Source organism: Comamonas testosteroni (genome assembly GCF_000761245.1).
Lineage (GTDB): Bacteria > Pseudomonadota > Gammaproteobacteria > Burkholderiales > Burkholderiaceae_C > Comamonas > Comamonas testosteroni_C.
In genome coordinates this window covers 126,829-142,968 of the sequence record NZ_AWOR01000044.1, presented here as the reverse complement: position 1 = coordinate 142,968, position 16,140 = coordinate 126,829, and the positions used below count along the sequence as shown (strand labels likewise).

The following is a 16,140-nucleotide window of genomic DNA, read 5'->3' as shown; positions in this document are numbered from 1 at the left end:
ACACCACGGTGAAGACGGCCTATACGCTGGCCTGAGCACGGCCCTTAGGGGTTCTCTGGTTTGCTGCTTCTCTTTGCCGGGCCTTGTGCCCGGCTTTTTCATGGCGCGGTGGCGATCAGCCCAGCAGCGCTGCCCTGATGGTCTTGACGCCGTCGGCGTTGTCCCAGACCCCTTCTTCCAGCGCGGCATGAATGGTCTTGTCCAGCGCGGCAGCCAGCTGCTCGCGTGTCTGGGCAGCCTGGGGGCTGGCGTCCAGCACGATGCGCAAGGCGGTGGCCAGTGCCGTGATCTGGGCCGTGAGATTGACGACGGTGGTGTTGGAGCTCATGAATCAGTCCTTGAAAATGCGATGAACAAGGCAGCGAGCGGGGGGCGCAACGCGGGTCGCTCGGCTGTCGACGGCCCTCAGTGTCGCGCTGGTGGATACTGCTGTTAACGTGTCAACAATGAACAGCGGCCGCGAAGATTTCGCCTGGTTTCAAGGGCGGAAAGTCTTCAGATGCTTTGGGGTAAAGCGCCGGCAGCTATCGTTTTTGAGATCTATATAAGACAGGAGAGACAAGAGCATGAGTCTGAAGAGAGTCTGTATCTACGGTGCCGGTGCCATTGGCGGCTGGCTGGGCGTGGCGCTAGCCAGGGCGGGCTGCGAGCTGAGCGCCGTGGCGCGAGGCCAGACGCTGGCTGCGCTGCAGCACAACGGCCTGACGCTGGTGCATGGCGAGGAGCGCCAGACCGTGGCCGTCAATGCGCAGCAGGACCCGGCCGCCCTGGGCGTGCAGGATCTGGTGGTGATTGCCGTCAAGGCACCGTCCATGCCCGATGTGGCGCGTGCCCTCGCACCGCTGCTCGGCCCGCAGACACTGGTGCTGACCGCCATGAACGGCGTGCCCTGGTGGTTTCTGGCCGGTGGCGTGGATGCCAGCCTGCGCGGCCTGCAGCTCAGGGCCGTGGATCCGCAGGGCGAGATTGCGCGCGCCATCCCCACGCAGCAGGTCATTGGCTCGGTGGTGCATGCCAGCTGCTCACTCGACGCGCCGGGTGTGGTGCGCCGACATTTCGGCAACAGCCTCATCATGGGCGAGCCTGCGGCCCTGCCCGGCGATGCGACCACGCCGCGCCTGCTTGCGCTGGCCGAGCTGCTGCGCGCGGGCGGTATCGAGGTCAGACTCAGCGACAACATCCAGCGCGATGCCTGGTACAAGCTCTGGGGCAATATGACCATGAACCCCGTCAGTGCCATCACGGGCGCCACCACGGACCGGATTCTGGGCGATGAGCTGGTGCGCAACTTCATCACGGCCGTGATGCTGGAGGCCCGGGAAATCGGCGCGCGCATCGGCCTGCCGATTGCCGACAGCCCGCAGGACCGCCATCAGGTCACGCTCAAGCTGGGCGGCTTCAAGACCTCCATGCTCCAGGATGTGGAAGCCGGCAAGCCGGTGGAGCTGGACGCGCTGGTAGGCGCCGTGCGCGAGATCGGCGCCATGTGCGGCATGAGCACGCCGTTCACCGATGCGCTGCTGGGGCTGACGCGGCTGCGGGCGCAGCAGCTGGGCCTGTATCCGGTGTAAGGCTGTGGCGGGCAGGGCGGTCTTGGGCCTAGACTAGACGGCATGAGCACCACATCTACCCAGACCGCCACTCCCAAATCCACCTCCGCGCAGGACCGCCATTGGGCCACGCTGTGCGTGGTGACGACGACCGTGGGGCATTCGGCCGAGGCCGAGGACATGGCGCGGGCTCTGGTCTCGGCCAAGGCTGCGGCCTGCGTGCAGACCGAGCGCATCACCTCGTATTACGAGTGGGATGGCGTGCTGCAGACCGCTCCCGAATGGCGACTGACCTGCAAGACCCTGCCCGAGGCCCTGCCGCGGCTGACGCAGCTGCTGCGCAGCCATCACAGCTATGAAGTGCCCCAGATCACCATGCGCACCGAGCGCTGCCTGAACGACTATGCCAAGTGGATCAAGCAGCAGGTGCAGCTCTGAAGCCTGAATAAAAAAAGGAGCGCCTTGCGCGCTCCTTTATTGGGTTTCAATGCTGAATCTATCTGAAATCTTTATAGATAAAGCGCTGGCAGCTATGGTTCTTGCACTTCAGGACAGCAGGGCCTGGGCGAACTCGCGTGCGCTGAAGGTTTCCAGATCCTCGATCTTCTCGCCCACGCCGATGAAGTAGACGGGCACGGGGCGCTCCTGCGCAATCGCGGCCAGCACGCCGCCCTTGGCCGTGCCGTCGAGCTTGGTGACGATCAGGCCCGTGAGCTGCAGCGCATCGTCGAAGGCGCGCACCTGGGTCAGTGCGTTCTGGCCGGTATTGCCGTCAATCACCAGCAGCACCTCGTGCGGGGCCGTGCCGTCGGCCTTGTTCACCACGCGCTTGATCTTCTTGAGCTCTTCCATCAGATGCAGCTGCGTGGGCAGGCGTCCGGCCGTATCGACCAGCACCACATCCTTTTTGCGCGCCTTGCCGGCGGAGACGGCATCGAAGCTCACGGCAGCGGGGTCGCCACCGTCCTGGCTGATGATTTCCACGGTGTTGCGATTGGCCCAGACGCCCAGCTGCTCACGCGCGGCGGCGCGGAAGGTGTCGGCGGCGGCCAGCAGCACGGACTGCTCGCCGTCGGCCAGATGCTTGGTCAGCTTGCCGATGGACGTGGTCTTGCCTGCACCGTTGACGCCGGCCACCATGATGACGGTCGGGGTGTGCTCGCCGATGGTCAGCGGCTTTTCCAGGGGCCTCAGCAAATCGGTCAGCGCATCGGCCAGCAGCGCCTTGACGGCGGCAGGCTCGGTGGTCTTGGTTTCCTTGACGCGGCGCTTCAGGTCTTCCAGCAGATGCTGGGTGGCCTTGACGCCGGTGTCGGCCATCAGCAGCGCGTCCTCCAGCTCTTCATAGAGCCGGTCGTCGATCTGCGTGCCGGTAAAGACGGTGGCGATGCTGGAGCCGGTCTTGCGCAGACCGGCTTTCAGGCGCTCCATCCAGCTTTGACGGGAATTTGGGGCTTGCGGCTTTGCGGTAGGCTCGGGGGCTGCTACAAAATCCTGAGTGGCAGGCTGATCTTCGCCGGCCTTGGCTGTCGCACCGCCGCCAAAGGGCTTGCGCCACCAGGAGCTGCTGCCATTTTCGGCAGGCGCAGCAGGCGTATCCTGTGGAGCGGGCCTGATTTGCGGAGCAGGAGCGGGCGCCGCAGCTGCCTGGGCAGCGGGCGTGGTGTTCACCGCATCGGGTGAATTGGGCTTTTTCTTGAAAAAACTGAACATTGGCGGGTTTTTAGAATCGCATCATTCTATGAAACATGTACGCGCACTCCCTGTACTGGGCTTAATGGCCTGTTTGAGCGCTGGGGCAGCCTTGGCTGCGCCGGGCGCATCGTCGCAACCTGTGCCTGCTGCTGCCGCCACGGCGGCCGCGCCGCAAGTGCAGCAGTTCACGCTGAAGAACGGCATGCAGCTGATTGTGCAGCCCGACCGGCGCGCGCCTACGGCCGTGCACATGGTCTGGGTACGCGTGGGCTCCATGGACGAGGTCGACGGCACCACGGGCGTGGCCCATGCGCTGGAGCACATGATGTTCAAGGGCTCCAAAAGCGTCAAGCCCGGAGACTTCTCGCGTCGCGTGGCGGCGCTGGGCGGCCAGGAAAACGCTTTTACCTGGCGTGACTACACGGGGTACTACCAGCAGATTCCGTCCAACCGTCTCGAAGACGTGATGAAGCTGGAGTCCGACCGTTTTGCCAACAACCAGTGGCCGGACTCGGAATTCAAGAAGGAAATCGAGGTCATCAAGGAAGAGCGCCGCATGCGCACCGACGACCAGCCGCGCGCCATGCTGATGGAGCAGCTGATGGCGGCCACCTTCATGGCATCGCCCTATCGCCGCCCCGTGGTGGGCTGGATGAGTGACCTGAACTCCATGACGCCCGGCGATGTGCGCGACTTCCACAAGCGCTGGTATGTGCCTGCCAACGCCGCCGTAGTGGTGGTGGGGGACGTGAACGTCAACCAGGTACGTGCCTGGGCCGAGAAGTATTACGGCAGCATTCCTGCGCGCGCATTGCCGCAGCGCAAGCCGCAGACCGAACCCAGCCAGATCGGCGTGCGCCGCATCGAGGTCAAGCAGCCGGCCGAGCAGGCTTTTATCGCCATGGCCTATCGCACGCCCACCCTGAAGAGCGTGGACAAGCTGCAGGCCGAGGACAAGGATGCGCTGGCGCTGCTGGTGCTGTCCGCCGTGCTGGACGGTTATGACGGCGCTCGCCTGGAGCGTGCCCTGGTGCAGGGCGAAGGCCAGGCCAATGGCCGCGTGGCCGATAGCGCCGGCAGCTCGGCCAACATCATGGGGCGCGGGCCCAGCCTGTTCATGCTGACCGGCGTGCCGGCCCAGGGCAAGACCGTGGCCGATGTCGAGGCTGCGCTGCGCGCCCAGATCAAGAAGGTGGCCGATGAGGGCGTGCAGGCCGAGGAGCTGGAGCGCGTCAAGACGCAGTGGATGGCTTCCAACGTCTATGAGCGTGATTCCGTCATGGGCCAGGCCCAGAACCTGGGCAACTACTGGATCCAGAACATGCCGCTGGATGCCGAGGACAAGCTGCTGGCCGAGCTGCGCAAAGTCACCTCTGACGATGTGAAGGCCGTGGCCGCCAAATATTTTGGCGACGACCAGCTCACTGTCGGCACCCTGGTGCCTCAGCCTCTGCCGGCGGGTAGCAAGCCCCAGCGTCCCATGTCGGGCAAGGCGGATGCCGATAAATCCATGCACTGAGCGCAGCGGAGAAACATATGAAAACTATGAAAAAGATAGCTGCTGGCGCTTTTGTAGTAAGCGCTGGAATGGGTTTTCTGACCCAGTCTGCCTGGGCCTTGCTGCCGATAGAGCATTGGACCCAGCCCAGTGGCGCCCAGGTCTGGCTGGTGCAAAGTCCCGGCATTCCCATGGTGGATGTGCAAGTGGACTTCGACGCCGGCAGCCGTCGTGATCCCGAGGACAAGGTGGGCCTGGCGACAGCCGTGGCCATGATGTCCTCCAAGGGGGTCAAGGCGGCAGGCGATGCACCTGCGCTGGATGAAAACGGCCTGGGTCAGGCCTGGGCCGATTTGGGCGCCAGCTTTGGCGCCAGCGCGGGGCGCGACAGCTTCAGCTTCGGCCTGCGCACTCTGACCGAGCCCAATCTGCAGCAAAAGGCCGTGGCCCTGGCGGCGCGCCAGATCGCCTCGCCAAGTTGGCCGGAAGCCGTGTGGCAGCGTGACCGCGAGCGCTGGAGCGCCTCCATCAAGGAAGCCGATACGCGTCCCGGCACCGTGGCCTCCAAGGCCTTCCGCAAGGCTGTGTTCGGCAGCTCGCCCTATGGCTATCAGACCACGGTCGACAGCCTGGGGCGGATCGATGTTTCGGCCATGCAGGATTTTCACCGCAAGCTGATTGCCGCCTGCCGCGCCAAGGTCAGCGTGGTGGGAGCGGTCAATCGTCAGCAGGCCGATGCCATGGTCAAGCAGTTGCTGGGGCCGCTGCAGGCCACCAATGGCAACGACTGCCCGCCGCTGCCTGCCGTGGGCAAGGTGCAGGATCTGCAGCAAGCCAAGGTCGAGAACATTCCGTTCGAGTCGGCCCAGGCCCAGGTGCTGATCGGCCAGCCCGGCATTGCGCGTAACAACCCCGATTTTCTCGCCGTGATGGTGGGCAACCACATTCTGGGCGGCGGCGGCTTTACCTCGCGACTGATGGAAGAGGTGCGTGAAAAGCGGGGCCTGACCTATGGTGTCTCCAGCGACTTCTCGCCGGGCCTGGATCGCGGCGCCTTCATCATCGGCCTGCAGACCCGCCCCGATCAGGCGGCCGAGGCGCTCAAGGTCTCGCAGGACGTGTTGCGCAAATTCATTGCCGAAGGTCCTAGCGACAAGGAACTCAAGGCGGCCAAGGACAATCTGATCGGCGGCTTTGCCTTGCGCATAGACAGCAATCGCAAGCTGCTGGGCAATGTGGCCAACATCGCCTGGAACGGGCTGCCGCTCGATTATCTGGAGCACTGGACCGATCGCGTTCAGGCTCTGACCACCAAGGACGTGAAGGAGGCGATGCAGCGCATGGTTCAGCCCGAGCGCATGGTCACCATCACTCTCGGAGCCAAGCCATGAGCCGCAGTGCCATCAAGCTACACACCCCCGCAGGCCGCAAGGCGCTGGACAAGATGATTCACGAGTCCGAGCGCAAGGCGCAGGAGCTGGCAGCCAGCCGCCCGGCCCGCCCCGGAGCCAAGGCCGCCCAGCCTGCCGCAGCCAAGCCGGCGGCCACCGGGGCCGGTGAAATCCGCATCATCGGCGGGCAATGGCGTCGCACGCGCCTGGCCGTGGCGCAAAAGCCCGGTCTGCGTCCCACGCCCGATCGCGTGCGCGAGACCCTGTTCAACTGGCTGGGCCAGGACTTGAGCAACTGGAAATGCATCGATGCCTTCGCGGGCACGGGGGCGCTGGGTTTCGAGGCCGCATCGCGCGGCGCCAGCAGCGTCATCATGAACGAGCAGGATGCCGCCCTGGTGCAGCAGCTGCAGCGCCTTCAGCAAAAGCTCGATGCCCGGATGGTCAAGGTGCAGCGCGGCGATGCGCTGAGCTGCCTGAAGACCGTGGCGGGCCAGGATCTGATCTTGCTGGATCCGCCGTTCGGGCAGACCGAGCTGTTCGAGCCCGCGCTCAAGGCCGCCACGGCGGCCCTGAATGACGGCGGCTTCATTTATCTGGAAGCTCCCGAAGCCTGGGCCGAGGACCGCTTGCTGGAGATGGGGCTTGCGCTGCATCGCTATCTGAAGGCCGGCGCCGTCCATGCGCATCTGCTGAAGAAGCAGTAAACCTTTGCTGCCGAACCGAGGGCTGCTGGCGCTTTGAGCAAAGGCGTCAGCAGCTCTTTTTTGCATGGGTCAACGCTGTGCAGGCCTGAATGCATAATCTCTTGACTGCTGCACTGCAGCAGCCCTCACCCTCATCAAGACCCGCAGGAGAGAGATAAGCCATGAGCCAGGACCTGATTGCTGTTTACCCCGGAACCTTTGACCCGATCACGCTGGGGCATGAAGATGTGGTGCGCCGGGCTGCACAGCTGTTTGGCAAGGTCATCGTCGCCGTGGCAGCGGGCCATCACAAAAAAACGATGTTCACGCTGGAGGAGCGCATTGCCATGGTGCGCGAGTCCTGCGCCAATTATCCGCAGGTGGAGGTGGAGAGCTTTGACGGGCTGCTCGCGCATTTTGTGCTCGCACGCGGCGCCAAGGCCATGGTGCGCGGCTTGCGCGCGGTGACGGACTTCGACTATGAGTTCCAGCTTGCCGGCATGAATCGCACGCTGATGCCCGAAGTGGAAACCGTGTTCCTCACGCCCAGCGATCGCTATCAGTTCATCAGCTCCACCTTTGTGCGCGAGATTGCCACGCTCAATGGCGATGTGGACAAGTTTGTCTCCAAGGGCGTGCATGAGCGCCTGATGCTCAAGGTCGGCCGCAAGGCCTGAGCCTTTCAGCCTCCCTGGCTGGTCATCTGGCTGCGATAGCTGCTGATGGTCTCGTGGACAAAGCGCAGCTTGTCCCAGGCCGGGCCCGAAATGGCGAATGGATAGGCGTCGCCATGGCCCAGGCTGCGATTCAGGCTGTTGTGCAGCAGCGTGAGCGGCACCCACTGGGACTGCATCACCGAAAAATCGGGCGGCACGGCCCCCAGCGGGTTTTGAATGAGCTGCTGGCCGCGGCTCGGGATGTCCGGCACGGTAATGCAGGTGCCGTAGCTGGCTGCGGTCTCCAGCAAATCCACCATGTGCAGATAGTGCGCCCAGGTTTCGGCCCAGTCCTCCCAGGGGTGGGCCGTGGCATAGGCACTGATGAACTGATTGCGCCAGCTGTTGTCCAGCGGGTTCTTGCCGTAATGGCGCTGCAGCGCCTGGGCATAGTCCTGATTCTCATAGCCGAACAATGCCCTGAAGCGCTCCAGATGCTCGCTGTTCGCTATCAACTGATCCCAGTAGAAATGCCCTGATTCGTGGCGCAGATGTCCTGTCAGCGTGCGATAGGGCTCGTGAAAGGCCTGGCGGCGTTTGGCGCGCTCGTCGTCGTCTGCCTCGACGACGTTGAGCGTGATCATGCCGCTGGCATGGCCGGTCATGACGGGGTTCTGGCCGGGCAGGTCTGCGAGCAGGGAAAAGCGCGGCTCGGCCACGCGGTGCCCATGAGGGTCCAGCAGGCCCAGCCTGGCCAGGGTGTAGAACAGCCTGCGCTTGGCGATCTCGATCTTGGCCCAACGCAGCTCATTGGCGGGATCGCTGTCGTCGGGCAGCCATTCGGTCTGTCGGCAGGAAACGCACAGCGGCTGCGGGTCTGAAGCCTCGATCGCAAAATTGCACAGGCTGATGTTGTGGCGGTGGGCGCAGGGGCGATAGCGTGCGTCGGGAGACCCGATCGACGGCAGAATGCCGACGCGCAGCTGATCGGGCAGAAATGCCTGGCTTGCACCGCAATGCACGCATTGCAGGCTTTCAAAATAGATCAGGTGCCCGCAGGCCTCGCAGTTGAAAACTTGCATTCGAACACTTTAATGGGGAAGTCCGCTGACCGGAGTAGGAAAAAAAACAAAGCCAGCTCAAAAGCTGGCTTTGGGGCTGTAAGCGCTGCCCTTAGGCAGGGCCTTGCCTCAGGCGGGCCGCATCAGGGCCTGACCACGATGCTGTTGCGCACGTCGCGCACATGCTTGGTCGTGCGGGCAATTTCGCCGGCACGGGCTTTTTCTGCTTCGGATTTGGCAAAGCCCGACAGCTGCACGGTGCCGTTCATGGTTTCCACGCTGATGGCGGTTGCCGAGACATTCTTGTCTTCGGCCATCTTGGCCTTCACCGCTGTGGTGATGCCGGCGTCATCTACATAGGAGCCCACAGTCTGCTGGTCACGAGCCACCGAACAGGCTGTGGTTGCCAGCACGGTCGTCGCAGCGACCAGACTGAAAGCCAAAGCACGAGTCAGATTCTTCATATGGTTCTCCCTTGGTTTTGAAAAGGCGCAAAGCACGCCTGCGAAAGCTAGGAACGTCAACACGCTCCAAGAGTTACTTCCTGCGCGAGCGGCCCAGAAAGAAGGCCGTTGCCAGGGCCGCCCCGGTCGCAGCGGCGATCAGCACGGAACGCCCGGGTTGTTCCGAGACATACTTGGTGGTCGCATCCGCTGCTGTGTTTAACTGACGGCGTGCACGGTGCGAGCTGTCGGCCCAGAAGTTGATGCTGCGCTCGGCCAGGTCCTGTGCGCGGTTGGCCAGGTTGTCGATCAGCGGGTTCTCGCTGTCGTCGAGATTGCGTATATGACGCCCTGTGGAGTCTATCGCCTCGGAGGCCGTGCGCCTTGCGCGGCGTGCGGTGTCCTCAACCTTGTCGGCAACATCCTCGGCTACGTCGCGTGCTTCATTGACCATCTTGTGGGCGGCCTGCTTGCCTGAGTCCACGGCATCCTGCGCTGCGTCGGCCATCTTGTGCGCAGCATTCTGGGCAGATTGGGCGGCGTGCTTTGCCGTGTCCTTGACGTCGGCTGCCACATCCTTGGCGGCGCCCTTGAGATCTTCAACCGTGTCCTTGGCGTCTTTTACGGCTTGGCTCATTGTTTGGAACTCCCTGAAATCTAGAAATTTTCGTGACAGCGTGTGCAGTAACGCCGGTCTGCGGAACCCTGCCTCCAGGAGGCAGAAGTTGAGAACGATCATGGCGAATACTGGTGGTTTGTGCAATGTGCATGAACAAAGTTCTACACATTCGGTCGCTTGGTCATTTCTTCACGAGGCCCATCAGGAAGGTGATGACGGCCATGACCAGAAAGACGAAAAACAGAATCTTGGCAATACCTACGGCGCTGGCCGCAATCCCGCCGAAACCGAAAACTGCAGCGATCAAGGCAATCACCAGAAAGACAATGGCGTAGTGCAACATGGTTTTCTCCTTTCGAATGCAGACCGACAGGCATTGCTGTACGGCCATGTATTGACTGTAGAGAACTGCGCAGCCCAAGCTTGACGGTGAGCTTCTGTCACCAGGGTCGGGGTATTTAGGGACAGTCATGTAGGACTGCGTTGACCTGCGCACCGAGTTCAGGTGTTTGCCATTGTCAAGGGAATGACTGCCGAGATAGTGGTTCCCTTGCCGGGCTGGGATGCTACGGTGAGCCTGCCGCTAACGGCTTCGACACGGTGTTTCATGCCTGCCAGGCCATGGGAGTTGGGGCGCATGCTGGCCGGCTCGAACCCTTGACCATCGTCCTGAATCTGCACGGCCACATAGGTGGGATAGTTGTGCACCGTCACGATTACATGGCTGGCCCTGGCGTATTTTCCGATGTTGGTGAGGGACTCCTGTACGACGCGATAGACCGTCAGCTGCGTGGACTCAGGCAGGTCCACTTGCTCCAGGCTGCATTCCACCTCGATGTTGCTGCGATCACCGAATTCTCGGGTCAGGATTTCCAGGGCGGTGGTCAGGCCCAGGTTGGAGAGAGAAGAGGGGCGCAGGTCCTCAATGATGCGGCGTTTGAGTGCAATTCCGCTGTTGAGCGTCTCGATCAGATGGGTGATGCGTTCGGAGACGTCGGGTATCGAGGTGTCGATCTTGGACTTGAGGCGCGCTACGTCCAGTTTCGCGGCGGTCAGCAGCGAGCCCAGCTCGTCGTGCAACTCGCGTGCCAGGTGCGCTCGCTCATCCTCGCGCACCTGCTGCAAATGGGTGGCCAGCTCGGTGAGGGCCGCTGTGCGGTCGCGAACGACTTCCTCCAGACGATTGCGTTCATCGCGCTGAATCTCCTGCTCGCGCTGATGTGAGTGCTGCAGCGCATTGGCCTGTCGCAGATACATGAAGAAGCCCAGAATCCCCAGTGCGGTCACTGTCGCAATTCCCAGGCGTGACAGACCCAGCGTTTGTTCGATATCCGCGAGATTGGACTTGACGCGCTGGTCGATGCTGTCCATCAGGGTTTTGATGTGGCCCCGTATGGCATCCATGTTTTCCATGCCTACGTCGGTAAACATCACAAAGCGCCACGCTTCATCGTTGCCCTGGCGATAAAGGCGCAGGCTCAGCTCCATTTCGCTGGTCTTGCGCTCGACCTGGCGGGCCAGCGGAGTAAAGGTTGCCAGCTCTTTGGGATCCATGATGAAGATGCCGCGCAGCTCGTCCATGCTGCTGCTGATAGCGGCGGAGGCGGAGTTATAGGGCTCCAGATAGCGCTCCTCTCCTGTCAGCAGGTAGCCGCGCAGGCCGGTTTCCGCATCCAGCATTTGCTGCATCAGCAAATTGAGCTTTGCTCTGGTGGCTTGCGTCTTGGTGAGCGTGTCCAGAGCCTGCAACGAGCGCTTATAGCCTGCTTCATTAATGCTTACCATTAAGACTGCCGCAATGACTGCGATCGTCAGGCTGACTGCAATTTTGCGGATATTGGTCCAACGCATCTACTTCCTCTCACCTACAAGGCAATTACCTGATATTCTGCATAACCGTAGCGTCAACGACTGACATCATAGTGCGGGTCTTAAAATGTGATGCGCCCTGGAGATGAGCGCAGTTTCATGAAAAGAGGTGTTCATGATAAAAGTAGGCATAGTGGATGACCATGCGATTGTTCGCTCGGGGTTACGCCAATTCCTGTCGGAACATGTAGATCTGAGGGTCGTGGGAGAAGCGGGCAATGGGCGGGAGGCCATTGACCTGGTTCGGGAGCATGAAATTGACGTGCTGCTGATGGACTTGTCCATGCCGGGGCAAAGCGGCATCGATGCCTTGGCCATGCTCAGAGCCAAAGCACCTGATATGGGCATCCTGATACTAAGTGGATACCCTGAGGAGCATTACGCAATCAACTTGATTCGTCAGGGTGCCAGCGGATATCTCAACAAGGAGTGCGATCCTCAGGATATTGCAGAGGCCATCCGGACTGTGGCTCTTGGAAGGCGTTACCTGACGCCGGCAGTCGCAGATCTTTTGGCCCAGCAACTCAACCGCAAGGATGATGTTCCGGCACACGAGCAACTGTCGGAGCGTGAGTTTCAGGTATTTCTGAAGCTTGCGCGCGGCGAGACGGCTGGAGATATCGCCAAATCGCTTTCGCTGAGCGTGAAAACAGTGAGCACTTACCGGACAAGACTCATGGAAAAAATGGGCCTTTCCTCAAATAGCGACCTGACCTACTATGCGTTGAAAAATCGATTGATCGATTAATGGAAGCTCAAATAAAAAAGGCTTGAAATATTCAAGCCTTTTTTACTTTGCGTTATTTTCAAGATTTACTGGTATTTAAATCAATACAGAAATCGATAAGCGCATCTATTTCGTTGGATTTGTCAAATACGGCATCTGCGCCGAGTTCAAGGCAGCGCTGTCGTATATCGGCAGTCGCGTAATTGCTCAACACGAGCAACTTTTTCTGCGGTGGTCGATGTTGAAGGCTTGTGACGATGCCCAGACCGCTGCCCTCGCGCAAGAACAAGTCCACGATGACCAGATCCCAGGCGTCAGGGTTGTGGCTGAGCCAGCGTACAGCATCGGCTTCGGTCTCTGCCACCCCGACCGCTTCCACATCGGCAAGCTCCGCCATCGTCGCAATCAGGTTGTCGCGAATCGTGGGATTGTCTTCAACAAAAAAAGTACGCAGTTTCACGACGGTAGCAAGCTGATGAGGTGGACGCCAAGGATCAAGCGGTGAGAGTCATTTCAATTCGCAATGTGGAAAATCAACTACGGCCCATGAAAAAATCATTGTATTGTCATTTTTTGTAATTTGTGTTTGGCGTTCCGCAGACATCACAGGTTTTAACCCTAGCTATTTTCATCCTACTCCACTCCATGGAACGTGCATCAAGCATTTGAAGTTGTCCGACAGAAGATCGGCCAAAACCGACAATCAGCTTCAGTGCTTCTGCTGCCTGCTGGGTGCCTATCAGTCCAACCAGCGGGGCAAAGACGCCCATGGTTGAGCACTGAACCTCTTCGAATTCAGCCTCTGGCGGAAAGACGCATGCATAGCATGGGCTGTCGGGGTTGCGTGGATCAATGACCATCAGCTGGCCATCGACACGGATGGCCGCTCCTTCGATCAGGGGGACGCCGTGACGTACGCAGGCCGCATTGATAGCCTGGCGCGTCTTGTAGTTGTCGGTGCAGTCGAGCACGATGCTGGCCTCGGGCAGCAGCTCGTCGAGCAGGGTATCGGTTGCACGCTGCTGGATGCAGCGAATCTCGATCCCGGGATTGATGGCATGTACGGCAGTGCGGATCGATTCCACCTTGGGCATGCCTATGCGTTCGGTCGTGTGGGCAATCTGGCGCTGCAGATTGGTCATGTCCACGACGTCGTTGTCGACGATGGTGATGCGCCCCACACCTGCCGAGCCCAGATAGAGTGCGGCAGGCGAGCCCAAGCCGCCCGCTCCAATGATCACTGCATGCGCCGCCAGAATGCGCTCCTGGCCTTCGATGCCGATTTCGTCGAGCATGATGTGACGGGAATAGCGTAGCAATTGATCGTCATTCATCGGTTTGCTTCCATGGTTCCAAGAAAAAAGCCGGGCAAGCCCGGCTGATTTTGAGCGGGTTTCATAACCCGGTGCTTATTTTTTGCTCTTGTCGGATTCGCCTTTTTCGGGCGCTTTCTTGTCAGCGGGCTTTTTGTCTGCTGCCGTCGCGTCTCCGGGCTTCTCTTCGATTTTGCGCTCCGTCAGGGTTTTGCTGACCTTGACGGGCTGGCCCTTGAGCTTGTTCAGTGCCTGTTGCAGCTGAAAGTCCTTTTCAGACCCGAATTCGGGCAGGCGGCGTTCGGCGGCTGGCTTCTTGGCTTCCTCTTCCAGGCGCTTGCGCGCTTCCTCGCGGGCCTTTTCAAGTGAATCGTTCTTGACCTCCGCACCCTGTCCGCTGGACAAATGCTTTTCAAGGTCTGCTTCACGCATGCTCAAGGCAGCAAACAAATCGCCGTCTGCAGTCTCATCGACCATCACATCGGGCACGATGCCCTTGGCCTGAATGGACTTTCCGCTAGGCGTGTAGTAGCGCGCCGTCGTCAGCTTGAGAGCCGTATCGGGCCCCAGGGGGCGCACGGTTTGCACCGACCCCTTGCCAAAGGACTGGCTGCCCATGACGGTAGCGCGTTTGTGATCTTGCAGAGCTCCGGCAACGATTTCGCTGGCCGAGGCCGAGCCTTCGTTGACCAGCACCACCAGAGGCAGCTTTTTGAGGGCCGCAGGCAGGCGCTGCAAGGGGTCGCCAAAACCGCGCTGAGCGTAGAACTCGGGCGAGGCCTTGTAGACGGCCTTGCTTTCAGCCAGCTGGCCGTTGGTGGAAACCACGGGCACATCGGGGGGCAGGAAGGCTGCAGAGATGGCTACGGCCGCATCCAGCAGCCCGCCGGGATCGTTGCGCAGGTCCAGCACCAGTCCCTTGAGATTGGGCTCCTGCTTGTAGATTTCCTCGACCTTGCGCACAAAGTCGTCCACGGTGCGTTCCTGGAACTGGCTCAGGCGGATCCAGCCATATCCGGGCTCGATCACCTTGCCCTTGACCGATTGGGTCTTGATTTCTTCACGGGTGATGGTGACGGGGAAGCTGCGGCTTTCATCCTTGCGCAGGATGTTCAGGCGCACCTTGGTATTGGGTTCACCACGCATGCGCTTGACAGCGTCATTGAGCGTCAGGCCCTTGACGGCCGTGTCGTCGATCTTGGTGATCAGGTCGCCGGTCTTGAGGCCTGCTCGGAAAGCGGGCGAGCCTTCGATGGGGGAGACGATCTTGATCAGCCCGTCTTCCATGGTGATCTCGATGCCGACGCCAACGAACTTGCCGGAAGTGCCTTCCTTGAATTCTTTGTAGGTTTTCTTGTCGAAGTACTGGGAGTGCGGGTCCAGGCTGGAGACCATGCCGGAGATGGCATCGGTGATCAGCTTCTTGTCGCTGACCTGCTCCACATAATCGGTCTTGATCAGGCCGAAGACGGCCGACAATTGCTGGATTTCTTCAAGTGGCAGAGGCGTCACACCCCCGCGAGCCAGCGTCTGCAGGGATACGGTGGTCAACGCACCGGCGACCACGCCCACAGAGATCCAGCCTGCAATTTTGATTTTTTGACCCATAGCACCCCTTAAACCATTCGCAATATACACCTTGGACGGCGGAAGGCCCATGAGGTTCCACAGGCCTTTTGCCGTGTCAGCCCGGTTCAGACCGCGCAAGCGGCCTGAACCGGGGCGGTGAGGAGGTCTCTCTCAGGCCTTGCCCTGGGCCGCAACTGCCGCTGCTGCCTTGGCTGCGGCTTCGGCGTCGCCCAGGTAGTAGTGGCGGATGGGCTTGAGATCGGCGTCCAGTTCATAGACCAGAGGAATGCCGTTGGGCACGTTCACGCCCACGATCTGGTCGTCGGCGATGTTGTCCAGATACTTGATCAGGGCGCGGATGGAGTTGCCGTGAGCAGCAACGACCACGCGCTTGCCGGCCTTGATGGCGGGGGCGATGGACTCTTCCCAGAACGGCACAACGCGGGCAACCGTGTCCTTGAGGCATTCGGTCAGCGGGATCTGCTCGGGCTGCAGCTTGGCGTAGCGCACATCGCTGCGTTCGCTGCGGGGGTCGGTGGCTTCCAGGGCGGGAGGCGGCACGTCGTAGCTGCGGCGCCAGACCAGCACTTGCTCATCGCCATACTGCTTGGCCATATCGGCCTTGTTCAGACCTTGCAGACCGCCGTAGTGGCGTTCGTTGAGACGCCAGCTATGCACCACGGGCAGCCAGGTGCGGTCCATTTCATCTTGCACATGCCACAGGGTGCGGATGGCGCGCTTGAGCACGCTGGTATAGGCCACATCGAAGTCATAGCCTTCTGCCTTGAGCAGTTGGCCGGCCTTCTTGGCCTGTTCGACGCCGGTGGCAGTCAGATCCACATCGGTCCAGCCGGTGAAGCGGTTTTCTAGGTTCCAGGTGGATTCACCGTGGCGGATCAGAACGAGCTTGTACATGGATTCTCTCAAAGTAGCAAAGCAGTAATGACACAAAGTCAAAAGCGTGCATTTTAGAGGCTGGGCTTTGTCCGGGCATGAGGCAAGGAAAGCCGGAGCGATCCGGCGCCGGCCGGCGCGCTATTCCTGTAGCGAGCTTCGGGGATTG

Annotated in this window: 18 protein-coding genes; 7 read left to right on the top strand and 11 right to left on the bottom strand. The window is 60.9% G+C overall.

The window, feature by feature from the left end; all coding sequences use genetic code 11:
* Nucleotides 1–115: 115 nt before the first annotated feature.
* Nucleotides 116–328: a hypothetical protein gene (locus P353_RS10780; RefSeq protein ID WP_034368954.1), complete on the bottom strand. Its 213-nt coding sequence runs from the start codon at nt 326–328 to the stop codon at nt 116–118.
* 238 nt (nt 329–566) lie between these two features.
* Between P353_RS10780 and P353_RS10775 the strand changes: the two genes are divergently transcribed.
* Together P353_RS10775 and cutA are read left to right on the top strand one after the other, a co-directional pair.
* Nucleotides 567–1,571, top strand: coding sequence for a 2-dehydropantoate 2-reductase (locus P353_RS10775; protein WP_034368952.1), 1,005 nt, complete (start codon nt 567–569; stop codon nt 1,569–1,571).
* Between the two features lie 42 nt (nt 1,572–1,613).
* Nucleotides 1,614–1,988: a divalent-cation tolerance protein CutA gene (gene cutA / locus P353_RS10770; protein ID WP_034368950.1), complete on the top strand. Its 375-nt coding sequence runs from the start codon at nt 1,614–1,616 to the stop codon at nt 1,986–1,988.
* Between the two features lie 108 nt (nt 1,989–2,096).
* On the opposite strand, the gene ftsY is transcribed toward cutA, so the two are convergent.
* Nucleotides 2,097–3,263: a signal recognition particle-docking protein FtsY gene (gene ftsY / locus P353_RS10765; RefSeq protein WP_034368948.1), complete on the bottom strand. Its 1,167-nt coding sequence runs from the start codon at nt 3,261–3,263 to the stop codon at nt 2,097–2,099.
* 64 nt (nt 3,264–3,327) lie between these two features.
* Here ftsY and P353_RS10760 point away from each other — a divergent pair, with 64 nt between their 5' ends.
* From P353_RS10760 to coaD, 4 genes are all read left to right on the top strand, one after another.
* Nucleotides 3,328–4,764 carry a M16 family metallopeptidase gene (locus tag P353_RS10760; RefSeq protein ID WP_034368946.1) on the top strand — a complete coding sequence of 479 codons (1,437 nt, stop codon included), beginning with the start codon at nt 3,328–3,330 and terminating at the stop codon, nt 4,762–4,764.
* Nucleotides 4,765–4,781: 17 nt separating this feature from the next.
* On the top strand, nt 4,782–6,134 hold the full coding sequence (locus P353_RS10755) for a M16 family metallopeptidase (RefSeq protein ID WP_034368944.1): 1,353 nt from the start codon (nt 4,782–4,784) through the stop codon (nt 6,132–6,134).
* Complete coding sequence (gene rsmD, locus P353_RS10750) at nt 6,131–6,841, top strand: 16S rRNA (guanine(966)-N(2))-methyltransferase RsmD (RefSeq protein WP_034368943.1); 711 nt, start codon at nt 6,131–6,133, stop codon at nt 6,839–6,841. The genes P353_RS10755 and rsmD overlap by 4 nt, the downstream gene beginning before the upstream one ends.
* Before the next feature lie 161 nt (nt 6,842–7,002).
* Nucleotides 7,003–7,497 (top strand): pantetheine-phosphate adenylyltransferase, encoded by a 495-nt coding sequence (gene coaD, locus P353_RS10745; protein ID WP_034368942.1) that lies wholly within the window; start codon nt 7,003–7,005, stop codon nt 7,495–7,497.
* A 5-nt stretch (nt 7,498–7,502) separates the two neighbouring features.
* Here the strand turns inward: coaD and P353_RS10740 are convergent, their stop codons facing one another.
* The 5 genes from P353_RS10740 to P353_RS10715 form a co-directional block, all read right to left on the bottom strand.
* Nucleotides 7,503–8,558 carry a zinc-binding metallopeptidase family protein gene (locus P353_RS10740; RefSeq protein WP_034368941.1) on the bottom strand — a complete coding sequence of 352 codons (1,056 nt, stop codon included), beginning with the start codon at nt 8,556–8,558 and terminating at the stop codon, nt 7,503–7,505.
* A gap of 122 nt (nt 8,559–8,680) precedes the next feature.
* Entirely contained in the window at nt 8,681–9,001 is a 321-nt protein-coding gene (locus tag P353_RS10735; RefSeq protein ID WP_034368939.1) for a BON domain-containing protein, read from the bottom strand.
* A 73-nt stretch (nt 9,002–9,074) separates the two neighbouring features.
* Nucleotides 9,075–9,617 (bottom strand): hypothetical protein, encoded by a 543-nt coding sequence (locus P353_RS10730; RefSeq protein ID WP_080750510.1) that lies wholly within the window; start codon nt 9,615–9,617, stop codon nt 9,075–9,077.
* Between the two features lie 163 nt (nt 9,618–9,780).
* The gene (locus tag P353_RS28055) at nt 9,781–9,942 is read right to left on the bottom strand and encodes a DUF1328 domain-containing protein (RefSeq protein WP_003051882.1); all 162 of its coding nucleotides are present in this window, start codon (nt 9,940–9,942) and stop codon (nt 9,781–9,783) included.
* Nucleotides 9,943–10,100: 158 nt separating this feature from the next.
* Entirely contained in the window at nt 10,101–11,450 is a 1,350-nt protein-coding gene (locus P353_RS10715; RefSeq protein ID WP_034368937.1) for a CHASE3 domain-containing protein, read from the bottom strand.
* A 133-nt stretch (nt 11,451–11,583) separates the two neighbouring features.
* Between P353_RS10715 and P353_RS10710 the strand changes: the two genes are divergently transcribed.
* On the top strand, nt 11,584–12,216 hold the full coding sequence (locus tag P353_RS10710; RefSeq protein WP_003051886.1) for a response regulator transcription factor: 633 nt from the start codon (nt 11,584–11,586) through the stop codon (nt 12,214–12,216).
* A gap of 58 nt (nt 12,217–12,274) precedes the next feature.
* Here the strand turns inward: P353_RS10710 and P353_RS10705 are convergent, their stop codons facing one another.
* From P353_RS10705 to gpmA, 4 genes are all read right to left on the bottom strand, one after another.
* Complete coding sequence (locus P353_RS10705; protein WP_034368935.1) at nt 12,275–12,655, bottom strand: response regulator; 381 nt, start codon at nt 12,653–12,655, stop codon at nt 12,275–12,277.
* A gap of 106 nt (nt 12,656–12,761) precedes the next feature.
* Entirely contained in the window at nt 12,762–13,529 is a 768-nt protein-coding gene (locus P353_RS10700; protein WP_034368934.1) for a HesA/MoeB/ThiF family protein, read from the bottom strand.
* Nucleotides 13,530–13,604: 75 nt separating this feature from the next.
* Nucleotides 13,605–15,116, bottom strand: coding sequence for a S41 family peptidase (locus tag P353_RS10695; protein WP_034368932.1), 1,512 nt, complete (start codon nt 15,114–15,116; stop codon nt 13,605–13,607).
* Between the two features lie 132 nt (nt 15,117–15,248).
* A complete protein-coding gene (gene gpmA / locus P353_RS10690; protein WP_034368930.1) occupies nt 15,249–15,992 on the bottom strand; it encodes a 2,3-diphosphoglycerate-dependent phosphoglycerate mutase in 744 nt (247 codons plus the stop codon).
* Between the last annotated feature and the right edge of the window lie 148 nt (nt 15,993–16,140).